At 60.2% G+C, this 12,299-nt stretch carries 10 protein-coding genes; 6 read left to right on the top strand and 4 right to left on the bottom strand.

What is annotated here, in order from left to right:
• Positions 1 to 213: 213 nt before the first annotated feature.
• From RHIBUN_RS0122695 to RHIBUN_RS0122680, 4 genes are all read right to left on the bottom strand, one after another.
• Positions 214 to 1,896, bottom strand: coding sequence for an arylsulfatase (locus tag RHIBUN_RS0122695; protein WP_025661277.1), 1,683 nt, complete (start codon positions 1,894 to 1,896; stop codon positions 214 to 216).
• A 388-nt stretch (positions 1,897 to 2,284) separates the two neighbouring features.
• The gene (locus tag RHIBUN_RS0122690) at positions 2,285 to 3,385 is read right to left on the bottom strand and encodes a D-TA family PLP-dependent enzyme (RefSeq protein WP_025661276.1); all 1,101 of its coding nucleotides are present in this window, start codon (positions 3,383 to 3,385) and stop codon (positions 2,285 to 2,287) included.
• 16 nt (positions 3,386 to 3,401) lie between these two features.
• Positions 3,402 to 4,862, bottom strand: coding sequence for a M81 family metallopeptidase (locus RHIBUN_RS0122685; RefSeq protein WP_025661275.1), 1,461 nt, complete (start codon positions 4,860 to 4,862; stop codon positions 3,402 to 3,404).
• Between the two features lie 19 nt (positions 4,863 to 4,881).
• Positions 4,882 to 5,367, bottom strand: a complete 486-nt coding sequence (locus tag RHIBUN_RS0122680; RefSeq protein ID WP_025661274.1) for a hypothetical protein — start codon at positions 5,365 to 5,367, stop codon at positions 4,882 to 4,884.
• 112 nt (positions 5,368 to 5,479) lie between these two features.
• On the opposite strand from RHIBUN_RS0122680, the gene RHIBUN_RS0122675 reads away from it, so the two are divergent.
• The 6 genes from RHIBUN_RS0122675 to RHIBUN_RS0122650 all read left to right on the top strand — a co-directional run bounded on the left by RHIBUN_RS0122675 (position 5,480) and on the right by RHIBUN_RS0122650 (position 12,238).
• On the top strand, positions 5,480 to 5,869 hold the full coding sequence (locus RHIBUN_RS0122675) for a RidA family protein (protein WP_018858433.1): 390 nt from the start codon (positions 5,480 to 5,482) through the stop codon (positions 5,867 to 5,869).
• Between the two features lie 22 nt (positions 5,870 to 5,891).
• The gene (locus RHIBUN_RS0122670; protein ID WP_025661273.1) at positions 5,892 to 6,755 is read left to right on the top strand and encodes a MurR/RpiR family transcriptional regulator; all 864 of its coding nucleotides are present in this window, start codon (positions 5,892 to 5,894) and stop codon (positions 6,753 to 6,755) included.
• 27 nt (positions 6,756 to 6,782) lie between these two features.
• Positions 6,783 to 7,559: an SDR family oxidoreductase gene (locus RHIBUN_RS0122665; RefSeq protein WP_025661272.1), complete on the top strand. Its 777-nt coding sequence runs from the start codon at positions 6,783 to 6,785 to the stop codon at positions 7,557 to 7,559.
• A gap of 25 nt (positions 7,560 to 7,584) precedes the next feature.
• Positions 7,585 to 9,504, top strand: coding sequence for a beta-N-acetylhexosaminidase (locus RHIBUN_RS0122660; RefSeq protein ID WP_025661271.1), 1,920 nt, complete (start codon positions 7,585 to 7,587; stop codon positions 9,502 to 9,504).
• A gap of 8 nt (positions 9,505 to 9,512) precedes the next feature.
• Positions 9,513 to 10,949: a M81 family metallopeptidase gene (locus RHIBUN_RS0122655; protein ID WP_025661270.1), complete on the top strand. Its 1,437-nt coding sequence runs from the start codon at positions 9,513 to 9,515 to the stop codon at positions 10,947 to 10,949.
• Positions 10,950 to 11,038: 89 nt separating this feature from the next.
• Positions 11,039 to 12,238: an MFS transporter gene (locus RHIBUN_RS0122650; protein WP_025661269.1), complete on the top strand. Its 1,200-nt coding sequence runs from the start codon at positions 11,039 to 11,041 to the stop codon at positions 12,236 to 12,238.
• The last annotated feature ends 61 nt before the right edge of the window (positions 12,239 to 12,299 follow it).

The raw sequence follows: 12,299 nt of genomic DNA, 5'->3' as shown, positions 1-12,299 counted from the left end.
CAAGTGTCCTACACCAAAGGAAGGCGCGGGGTCCGACATCCCAGGTGATGTTGCGGGGGGGCTTCTCAATTGCAGCCAATGGGAAGCGTGCCTAGCCTCAGGCAATGCGTGCCTCGCAGAAGGTGTTGGCTTTGCGCGATACGGTGATCCTGTTTGCGCGGACAGCAAAAAAGGGCAGCCCTTGCCGGCTGCCCGCTGCTTGAGTTTTATTCGTCAGTTGCCCGGCTTGTTCCTGATAGCGGCATCTATCTGTTTCTTGACCGCATCCAGATTGAAGGAAGCCGGATCCTGCATTGGCGGGTAATCGACGGCTGTCAGGGCGAGTTTCTTGACCTCGTCCTGAACGCTGACAAACCGCCAGAACTCGCGGGCAAAGAAGTCATTCATGTATCCTCCACCAAGGTCATTGAGACTTTGCTCGCCAATCGACGGTGTTCGCTCGAACGGATCCTGACGGATATTGACCATGGTGGGCATGTCCGTCGTTACCTTTCCACCGGGCCAGCCCTGGGGCTGCTGGAAGAACTGGAACTTGAAGTTGTCAATGCGAACTGCCCCGAGAGCAGGGCCGCCGAAATAGAAGAATTCATGCCGTGCGGACGGTGATTTGCCGAGCAGCAGGTCCAGCTGATTGTAGCCGTCAAGATGGTTCTTGTAGGTTCTGTCGCCCAGCTGCACACCCTTCAGCAACTGGTCGGTGATCTCCGTATTGCCGGCTGCCGCTGCTAGCGTCGGGAACCAATCCAGGGCTGAAAAAATGCCGTTCTCGACCGTTCCCGGCTTGACCTTGCCCGGCCACCGAATGATGGCTGGCGCGCGGAAGCCGCCTTCCATCACGGTACCCTTGGTGCCCTTGAACGGGGTCATGCCGCCGTCTGGCCAGGTGAAGACCTCCGCCCCGTTGTCAGTGGTGAACACGACGATCGTGTTGCTGGTCTCGCCAGCATCTTCCACACATTTCAAAAGAGCGCCGACGCTGTCATCAAGCTGCGCCACGCCGGCTTCCTCGAGGCCATAGTTGCTGTCGCTGTTCATGAGAGCCTGGTACTTGGGCGACAGATAAGTCCAGACGTGCATGCGCGTCGTGTTGTGCCAGACGAAAAACGGCTTGTTATCGGTCTTGGCCTTGTCCATGAAGTCGCACGAAGCCTTGACCAGCACTTCATCGAACGTGCCCATGTCGTACTTGGCCTTGGGCATGATGTCATGCATGTTCGGCACGTTGGACATGTCGGGATAAGGTGCCAGGGGGCCCTCGTCCACTATCCTCTGCTTGCCGACCTTACCCCAGCGCGGCTGTTCGGTCGTATCGTCGGTATCAGTCGCGAAGCTGTGGACCAGATTGCGCGGACCGAATTTGTCCCGGTAGGATTGGTCATTCGGAAACGAATACCAATAGGGGTCTGACATCGCATCGAGGTGATAGAGATAGCCAAAGAACTCGTCGAAGCCATGCAATGTCGGAAGATACTTGTTCAGATCGCCAAGATGGTTCTTGCCGAACTGTCCGGTGGCGTATCCTTCTGTCTTGAGGACGGTGGCCAGGGTCGCCGCCTTGTCGGGCATGCCGACATCCGCGCCCGCCTGGCCGACCGTCGTCAAGCCGGTGCGCAACGGAATTTCACCGGTGATGAAACTCGCCCGGCCAGCCGTGCAGCTTGCCTCGGCATAGTAGTCGGTGAACATCAAGCCCTCGGACGCGAGCTTGTCGAGATTGGGCGTCTTCCCGGACATGATGCCCCGGTGATAGGCGCCAAGGTTGAACCAGCCGACGTCATCGCCCATGATCACAAGGATATTGGGTTTTGCCTGCTGCTGCGCAACAGTCGGCGCAGCCAGCGCGGATGTCAGTGCGGAAGCCAATAGACCAAAGCAAAGGTTTCTCATGCTATTCATGGCATGTACCTCCGTTGAATCTGCCTGAATCACAATTGACGCCCAACGCAAAGGGTGGCACGCCTCCGGATGCAATCCAAGGAATCGCGTGGCATCGCCCGCCTGCGTGGGCTTGTTGGAAGTCAATGCTGCTGTAAATGACTCGCCATAGGGCGGCGACGGCACTTGCGCCACCGAAGGGGCCGGTGGCGGCTATGAAACACTCGTTCTAACGAGCCCGCCTCAAAGACTGCGGTCGTCCAATACGAGTATTACACATTTCAGCTTTCGCCGCCAGATTGAGGGTGAGCGGGCACCAAAGAGCTCGCCAGCGCACAAACCTCCACACGACCGCGGCTGATAGGGAAAGCACCCAACGCCCTGCGCCTAAGGCCCTGCACCTAAGGCCCTACCAAACAAGACCGCGCGCAGCCACGTCTTCGACGCGTGTGACCACCCCGTCACGATGAAACACCATCGTGTCGAAGAGATTGGAGACAACGCAGGTATGGTTCGGAATGATGCGGATCTTCTCGCCGATCTCAGGACGCTTGCCGCCGCATTTTGAAAGGTCGATGACGCCATGCTCCTCGGAGAGACCAGTAATCACCGCCTCGGGATAGCCGACGACTGTTCCGAAGTCGGAGAAGCCAAGCAGATCGGACGTCAGGGCCTTCGATCCGGCGTCAATGACAGCGCGATCTGCGGTCGGGCGCGACACGACGGTTGCCAGTACATGCATGGCGCAGTCGGCCTCGCTGCAGTGGCCGGCACGGACCATGGAGCGATCGTTGTAGATATAGGTGCCAGCGCGGTGCTCGGTCGCAGCGCTCACCAGATGAGCCTCAAAGAGGCTTGGCGTGCCGCCGTTGCTGACAATTGGACAGGCAATGCCGTCAGCCTTCAAGAGCAGTAGCGCTTTGCCGAGGAACGCTTGCACAGCCTCGGCGGAAGCGGGCTTCGGGTAGTTGAGGAGGCCGCCGAAGGAAAGGCCCGGCGCATCGTGAATGCGCTTGGCAAGGTTCTTCGCTTCTTCAGGCGTCTGGACACCGCAGCGCCCACCACCGGTGTCGCATTCGACAAGAACGGTCAGCGGCCTGCGGGATTGAAAGGTAGAGGACAGGCCTTCGACCGTCACGGCGCTATCGGCAACGACCTTCAGACCCGAGATCCTGTCGTTGAGCGCGACAAGGCGCTCGAGCTTTTGCGCGCCAAGGATATTGAAGGTGATCAGGATGTCTTCAAAGCCGGCCGCGGCGAACACTTCCGCCTCGCTGATCTTCTGACAATTGATGCCCTTGGCACCTGCCGCGATCTGCTCGGTGGCAAGCGCGGGGATCTTGTGCGTCTTGATGTGCGGACGGAAGCTCAGGCCGTGCCTGTCCATGTAGGCCTGCGTGCGGGCAATGTTTGCCGCCAGTCGCTCCTCATCGATGATCGGCCGCGGCGTTGAAAGGTCGGCAACCCTGTCGCCCGGCTTGGCGACGACGGCAAACGAATTTTGCTGCATGTGACGGCTCTCCGCGCTAGCGGCCGTGGGGATCTTCGACCATCGGCCAGATGTTCTTCGGCGCCCGACGATAGGGTGTCTTGGCCGGATTGTTGGGATAAGGCGTTCCAGCAGAGCAGTAAATGATCTCCGCAGCGATTTTGGAGAAGGATGCGTAGAAATGATTGGTCGATTTGATGACCAGGATCTTCCTGGACGTCGGATCGATGCCCATGACCGAGAAAAGGCTTGGGTCGAAGCTCTGGGCGCGGGTCGAATTCAGAATGATATCGATGCCGTCGAGTACGATGTGCGCTGCATCGCCGAATGGCGCAAAGCTCTCGCCGAAACGCATCTCAGCATTCGTGACGAGCTTCACGACCTTGACGACGCCATCGACCGGGTTGCCGGTGCCGGGTGCGGACTTGGCACCAAAGCGCAGGGGAATTTCGGCCCCCTCTCCCGCCGCCATGCAGATCTGCACTGCCATCGGGTCCCAGATCGTGCCGATCGCAACATCTCTCACTCCCCTTGCAAGGAGTTCCTGCAACAGGACGGTGGCATCGCCGGCAGTGCCGCCGCCCGGATTGTCCCAGACGTCGGCGACGACGACCGGCCAGGACGTTGCTGCCACTGCCTGCGTTACGGCTTCAATCTCGTCGATCTGCGGCATGATGAAGGTACCACGCTTCGAAAACAGCTCGAGGCCGAGTTCACGCGCCAGGGCTTCACCCTTCTCCGGTTTGTCGTCGGTGACGACAAGCAGCTTCGTACCCATGTCCGGCACGTCGCCTGCCATGAAGCCGTGAATGACCGAGATCGAGAGGATATCAGCGTCCTCCTTTTCAAGCCGCATGATCTTGTCGACAAAGGAGCGCATCGGATCGCGCGAGGTGGGAAAGACATCGATCATCCGGCAGTCGAAGACGGACATGACCGGTTTTGATCGACCCTCCAGCGTCTGGCTGGCAATGCGCCATAAATCCTCCGCGCGATCGACGAAATCGGTGTGCGGGAACTCCTTGAAGTAGACAAAGAAGTCGGCGGCCTGCAGCCTTTTGGCCGTAAGATGACTGTGTGGATCGAGTTCGGCGCAGACAAGGACATCAGGCCCGACAATCGCGCGTACACGCGCCAGTATGTCGCCCTCAGTATCCTCGTAGCCGGCTGCGACCATGGCGCCGTGCAGGCCGAGGATGACGGCGTCGACCGGCATCGCGGCCTCAAGCTGGGTCAGCACCTCATCGCGCAGCCCCTCATAGGTCGAGCGGTTCACCAGTCCGGCCGGGTCCGCCCACGCCGCCGTACCCTCGATCAGCTCCCATCCCTTCTCGGCGCAAACACGCCGCCCTACGGTAATTGGCGCCGTGCAGAGGGTCGGGGTTTCCGGGTGCTGCCCTGGAGGCGCATAAAGCGACGCCTCGAACGCGCGCCGATCAACGCAGATCGGGGAAAACGTATTGGTCTCGGTTGCGAGCGCCGCCGTAAAAATGCGCAAGGATTTGCCTTTGTGTTGATCAGCCCATCGGGTTCGGCAGGTAGCCGGTGAAGCCGCATATCTTCCAGCGGCCTTCATGCAGGCGGCAATAATAGAGGGTCTGCCACTGCATCACATCACGCGTGCCATCGGCCTTGGTAAGGCCGCCATCGAACTTCTTGCGCACCAGCGCCATTTCACCTTCGATCTCGATGCCCTCAAGCGTGGTGGTCGTGAAGATGGCGCTGCGGGTGTCCTCAGAGAAGGACTGCGTTGCAAAGTCCCGTGCCTGACGCAGCCACTCGTCACGGTAGGCCGACAAAGTCGGAAAGGCCAGGCGCCACTTGTCGGGGCTGACTTGCTTGCGTCCGTCGATGCCGAGGAAGCCTTCCTCGACGAAATCATGCTCGACCATCGACCAGTCGGCAGCCAGGAATGCGTCGATATCGCGCGCTACCAGCATCTCCCAGATCGAGTGGCGGGCAGCGTCCGAAGCAGGAAACGGATTTTTGAAAGGATCGCGCATTATCTCCCCCGCATTGAAATTCTTTTCATGAATGCTGTTTTTCGCTGGCCAAATTCCGCTTTCTATGGTGACTTGTCAACTTAATACGAAAATAATTTGCAAGGATCGACCAATGTCCATCAAGCGTTATGGCACGGTTCAAAAAGGTGCCGGCGGCAAGTCCCTCCCCTTTGCCCGCGCCGTCGAAGCAGACGGATGGCTCTATGTTTCCGGCCAGGTTGCCATGGACAATGGCGAGATCATTGATGGAAACATCGTCGCGCAGACGCACAAGACGATCGAGAACGTGATCGCGATTCTCAACGAAGCCGGCTACGGCGTCGAGCATGTGGTGCGGTGCGGCGTCTGGCTCGACGACCCTCGCGACTTTTGGACCTTCAACGCCATCTATCAGCAATATTTCGGCGACCACCCGCCGGCGCGTGCCTGCGTCCAGTCATCGATGATGGTCGACTGCAAGGTTGAAATCGACTGCGTAGCGTATAAGCCGAAGGATCAGTAGCGCAAAGGACAGGAGAGCTCGGTTGGACATTTTCTCTACATTGCAGGAAGAGAAGCCCCGGCTTTCGCCCTCGGAAAACCGTATCGCCGATATCCTCCTCAATGACTTCGAGTTCGCGGTGAACGCCTCGATCATCGAGCTTGCCGAAAAGGCTGACGTATCGCCGCCGACGGTCACGCGTTTCTGCCGGCGGCTTGGCTGTGAAAGCTTCTCCGATTTCAAGGTCCAGCTTGCCCGAACTGCCTATGTCGGAATGCGATATCTGAAACCTGAGCCGAAAAGCACCAATCCGGGAGATGTCGCGCAAGATATCATAACAAAGGCCCAGAACGCTCTCTTCCTGCTTCATCGTTCACTTGATCTTGCTGCCATCGAGCTTGCCGCCGGGCGACTTGCACGCGCCGACATGATTTATGCCTTCGGTTCCGGTGGCAATTCATCAATGATTGCCAGTGAATTGCAAAACCGCCTGTTTCGCTTCGGCCTGCATGTCACCGCAAGCTCCGATCACGGCATGCAATTGATGATGGCCGCCGCCGCCAAGCAGAACGACGTGCTGATAGGCTCGTCCTTCACCGGGCGCAACACCGAGCTCGTGCGTGCCTTCGCTCTTGCGCGCGAGTCGAAGGTGACGACGATCGCGCTCACCCAGAGCAATAGCCCGGTCGCGCAAGCAGCCGAAATCGTCGTGCCGATCGATTTGCAAGAGGGCAACAATATCTTCCGGCCCACCTCGACGCGCATCGCCTATCTGGCGGCGGTCGATATTCTCGCCAGCCTCGTCGCCTATGCCATCCAGCCAAAGGCGGCAGTGGCGCTGCGCCGCATCAAGCAGCAGCTCGTTGCCCACCGCGATGGCGATGACCGGCAACTGCTCGGGGACTGACCATTGCATGCCAGAGAGGGGTAGAGAATGACAAAGACGGTAGCAATCGTGACCGGTGCTGCGGGTGATATAGGCCGAGCGATTGCCGAGCGGCTTGCCGAGGATCACGATGCCATCCTGATGGTCGACATCGACTTTGCCGCCGCCGAGAGGGCCGCCCGCACGCTGGGCGCGGCCGAACGCTTCATCGCCTGTGGCTGTGATGTAACGAATGAGGCAAGTGTTGCCGAGATGGCGAAGCGTGCCGCGACGCTCGGTGCCGTCAGGACGCTGGTCAACAATGCCGGTGCTGCGCGCGCCGTCAGCCTGCACGATACCACTGCGGAAATCTGGCGGTTGGACAATGCCCTCAATCTCGAGGCGGCGTTCCTCTGCTTCCGCGCCGTCGAGGGACAGCTCGAAGCGACGAAGGGCTCGGTTGTCAACATTGCATCCGTCAACGGCATGAACGTCTTCGGCCATCCTGCTTATAGCGCGGCGAAAGCCGGACTGCTGCATCTGACCAAGCTGATTGCGGTGGAATATGGAAAGCTCGGGATCCGCTCGAATGCGGTTGCGCCCGGCACCGTGCGTACGCAGGCCTGGGAGGCGCGCGCTGCCGCCAATCCCAATGTCTTTGAGGAAGCGCGCCGATGGTACCCGCTGCAGCGGGTTGTCGATCCCCGGGATGTCGCCAATGCCGTTGCATTTCTGGCTGGCCCGCAGGCCGCCGCCATCACCGGCGTCTGCCTGCCGGTGGACTGCGGCCTCACCGCCGGTCAGGCGGAACTTGCCCGTACCTTTTCGCAATCCGAGCACTACTGAAAGACATTCCAAGAGAGGAACAGATATGACTGTGGCGCCCTATCGCCTGGAGAGTTCGTGGCAGCCGGATGGTGGCCCGAACGGCCGCTTTACCTTTTCCCTTTTCAATCTTTCCGATGTTGCGCTTTCCGGCTTCACGCTGGTCTACACCTCGCTGACGCGTGTCATCGATGCCAAGGCCTGCGAAAATGCCACCTTTGTGCGCCGCAATGCCAATTTTCACGAGTTTGCACCGCCAACCGGCTTCGTCCTCGAACCGGGCAAGAGCTGGACTTTCACCGTCAGTGGCCTGCACAGGCCCGCGCGCCACTGCACCGATGGCGCCAAGTCCGCCTATGTGACGCTGGCGGATGGCAAGCATGTCACGGTTGGAGTGTCCGACCTGCTGCTTGAAGGTCGCGTCAATGAACCGCCGCCGATGCTTCTCCCGGAAGGCAGGCTCACGCTTCCATTCTCGTTGCAGCCATGGCCGGCAGAAATCGACGCCAGGCCCGGCGATGGCTTTCCTGTCGTTCTTTATCCCGCCGAAGGATCCTCGGCTGACGACATGCGCGCCGTTTCAACTGCCCTTTCGCTCTTCCGGCGCCTCTTTGAGAGCGACCACGCACCTTACAATCTCGTGGCCTCGCCGCAGGGCCGGGCCCTGCAGTTTTCGGTTGATCCGACGATAGCTCCGGAGGGCTACAAGCTTGCCTTCTCGCCCGCGACGATCACGCTATCCTTTGCCGATGCTGCCGGACGTCAATACGGGCTGACTTCGCTTTCGCAACTCCTGCATGGCGCGCGCAGCCATCCACAGACTTTCCGCTTTCCCGTCTCCGGGACAATATCCGACAAGCCGCGATACGGTTGGCGGGGGTGCCATCTCGACGTTTCGCGGCAGTTCTATCCGGTCGCTGATATCAAACGCCTGATCGACATCCTTGCCTGGTTGAAGGTCAACATCTTCCATTGGCATCTGACTGACGACGAGGCATGGCGGCTTGAGATCAAGGCCTATCCGGAACTGACGACGACAGGCGTCTTGCGGGGGCCGGATGAGCCGCTCCTGCCTCAACTCGGCAACAGTGCCGAGCCGGTTGGCGGCTTTTATTCCCAGGAGGACGTTCGCGACATTGTCGCTCACGCTGCAAGCTTGAACGTCGAGATCATCCCCGAAATCGATATTCCGGGCCACAGCACGGCCACCTTGACGGCGCTGCCCGATCTGTCCGACGGACAGGAGGCGCCGGAGAGCTATCACTCCGTGCAGGGCTATCCGAACAACGCGCTCAATCCAGCCGTGCCCGGGACCTACGAATTCCTCGAGAACGTGCTCGACGAGATGGTCGAGCTTTTCCCCTCCTCCTATCTCCACATCGGTGGTGACGAGGTGGCGAACGGCTCGTGGCTTGCCTCCCCGCTTGCCAAGGCGCTGATGGAGAAGGAAGGGATTTCAGGAACGTTTGCGCTGCAGTCCTATTTCCTCAAGCGCGTGAAGGACATGCTGAGCGCGCGTGGTCGCAAGCTGGCCGGTTGGAACGAAGTGGCCCATGGCGGCGGTGTCGCCGCAGCAGACACATTGCTGATGGCTTGGGAGAACCCGCAGGTCGGGATCGATCTCGCCAGACAAGGCTACGAGGTCGTCATGACCCCTGGCCAGGCCTACTATCTCGACATGGTGCAGGCGGAGGCCTTTCAGGAGCCCGGTGCAAGCTGGGCCGGGACAGTGCCGCCGGCCCACACCTATGCCTATGAGGCGGAAGGTGAATTTCCCGAGGAACTGAAGGACAGGATGAAGGGCGTTCAGGCCTGTATCTGGTCGGAACACTTTCTGTCGCGCGGCTATTTCAACCGGCTGGTCTTCCCACGGTTGCCGGCAATTGCCGAGGCCGCGTGGACGCCGCGGGCGATGAAGGACTGGCATCGCTTCGCCGCGATCGTTCCCCTTAGCCCAAAACTGTGAGGCCGGCGATGCGGATTGCGGTTGGCGGAATTCATACGGAATGCAGCACCTATTCGCCGGTGCTGATGGCGGTCGACGATTTTCGCGTCCTGCGTGCGGCCGATCTCCTTGCTTCCGACTATTTCAGTTTTCTCGATGCGGAAGGGGTTGAACATCTCCCGCTACTTCACGCACGCGCCGTGCCCGGTGGCCCGGTTTCGGCTGTTGCATACGAGGCGTTCAAGGCGGAGTTTCTTGATCGATTGAAGGCTGTCCTGCCGGTCGACGGGCTCTACCTTGCAATGCATGGCGCCATGAATGTCGAGGGCATGGAGGATGCCGAAGGCGACTGGATCGCGGCGGCCCGCTCCGTCGTCGGTCCGGACTGCGTGGTCGCTGCAAGCTATGATTTGCATGGCAATGTCAGTCAGAGGATCGTCGACCAACTCGACATATTCGCGGCCTATCGCACCGCACCGCACATCGACGTCAGGGACACAATGGTGCGTGCCTGGTCGATGCTTGTGGACGCCTTGAGATCCGGCAGACGACCCGGTGTCGCCTGGGCACCGGTGCCGGTGCTCTGGCCGGGCGAGCGAACCTCGACCGAGGACGAGCCTGCAAGAAGCCTTTACAAGGCGCTGCCCGACATCGACCGGCGCGCCGGCATTCTCGATGCAAATCTGATGATCGGCTATGTCTGGGCGGACGAACCACGGGCGAGCGCCTGCGCGGTTGTCACAGCGACCGACAGACAGGCGGCGGCAAGGGCAGTTGAAGAGATCGCCGCATCCTATTGGAATGCGCGGGAAAACTTTGTTTTTGGGCCGGTGACCGGGCCGCTCGAACAGATGCTTGAATTGGCGGAGGAAGCCTCTACAGCGCCTGTGATCCTTGCGGATTCAGCCGACAATCCGACAGGCGGCGGTGTCGGGGATCGCGCTGATGTGCTCAAGGCTTTGCTGGAGCGGCGGTTTGACGGGGCACTGCTTGCCGGCATTACGGATCGGCCCGCTGTCGAGGCGTGCTTTGCCGCCGGCAAGGGCGCAAGGATCGGGCTCGATATCGGTGCGACGCTTGACCCGTCGAGTTCGCCTGTCCACGTGGAAGCAGAGGTTGTCTTCCTCGATGATCCCGGCGCCTTTGACGAGCGTCAGGCGGTGGTGCGGACCGGAGGGATTACAGTCGTGCTTGCGGGCCGCCGACGGCCCTATCACAACATCGCCGATTTCACGCGCCTTGGGCTCGATCCAAAGTCAGTGCGCATGCTGGTGGTAAAGTCGGGCTACCTCTCTCCGGAACTTGCGCCGATCGCCAACCCGAACCTGATGGCGCTGACTGAGGGGGTGGTGAACCAGGACATCGAAGCTCTGGTGAGCAAACGACGCATCCGGCCGGTCTTTCCCTTTGACCGCGACTTTGCCTATACGCCGCAGGCACGCCTTTCGGCGCGCTGGCAAGACTGATTTTTTTCCTGGCAGGTTTCGGCCTCGCGTCGAACCTGTTAAGGCGTCTCGATCCGCATCGCCGGTTGATTTCCTTCCCTCGACCCATCATGACCCGTTTTCTGCCTGATGTATTCCGCAACCCGACAGTTCGGGTCAGCATGCTTGCGATCTTCGCCTTTGGCTTTGCCGGCGCGGCGACCTCGCCATATCAAGCGGTCATCGCGATCCGCGAGCTTGGCCTGAGCAATGGCCTCTACTCGGCACTGATCTTTGCTGCAGCAGCCGTCAATGTCACCGTCAGCATCCTGCTCGGCAATCTTGCGGACAGACTTGGTGAATTCCGCAGGCTGATGCTGTCGGTCGCCGTGTTCGGCATCTTCGGCTATGGCGCGGTCTACGTCTTTCCGGCACAGGCAACCTTTGTCCTCAGTGCACTGTTGCTCCTGCCAATCTACAACGCGCTCAATTCCCTGCTCTTTGCCAATGTGCGCGCCACCACCAACGGGATGCCACGCGGTGACGTGGCGACGGTCAACTCGGGCGTGAGAGCGATGATTTCACTCTCCTGGGTGCTGGTCCCAGGCTTTGTCGGTATACTCCTGTCGCGGTCAACAAGCATGCTGCCCGCCTATCTCTTCGCAAGCCTTGCCTGCCTGGTGTGCCTCTGCCTGATCGCCGCGTTCCTGCCACGCCAGAGCGGAACCGATAATGCAGCCACGCATCATCTTTCCTATCTTGCTGCACTCGCAGAAGTCATCTCACCTCGCGTCTTCGTCCGCGTGATCGCGGTGGCGCTGATCAGCAGCACCCTTCACGTGAACGGTGCCATCCTGCCACTGATCGTTACGGGCCCCGCACACGGGACGGTCGGCGATATCGGGATCCTGGTTGGCATCGTTGCCCTGCTCGAAGTGGTCTTCATCGTCGTCTGGGGCCGTGCCCAACGGATCATGAGCCACGTTACGGCGCTGGCGATCGGCACGATCATCTATGTCGTGTACCTTCTGTTGCTCGGCTTTGCCTCTGCGCCATGGCATGTTTACGCGTTGACCCTCATCAGTGGTGTTGGCGCAGCAGCACTCATCAGCATTCCGATCACCTACCTGCAGGATCTGATCGCCGAGCGGCCGGGCCTTGGCAGTGCGCTGATATCCGTCAACATCTTTGTCAGCGCGGGGCTGAGCGCCCTTCTCTTTGCGATCGGCACTGGCGTCAGCGGCTATTCCGGTACGGCAATCATCGGTGCTGCAGCAGGGCTTTGCGGGCTTTTCCTGCTGCTTTTCTTTGACGGGGACAAACGGCGCTGAAACCGGCATATCTCCAACCAGCCCCCTTCAACTGCAAATGCCCGCCGCGGAGCGCGGCGGG

The sequence above is a fragment of the Rhizobium sp. IBUN genome (assembly GCF_000510625.1).
GTDB lineage: Bacteria > Pseudomonadota > Alphaproteobacteria > Rhizobiales > Rhizobiaceae > Rhizobium > Rhizobium altiplani.
This window is presented reverse-complemented; position numbering and strand designations above follow the sequence as displayed.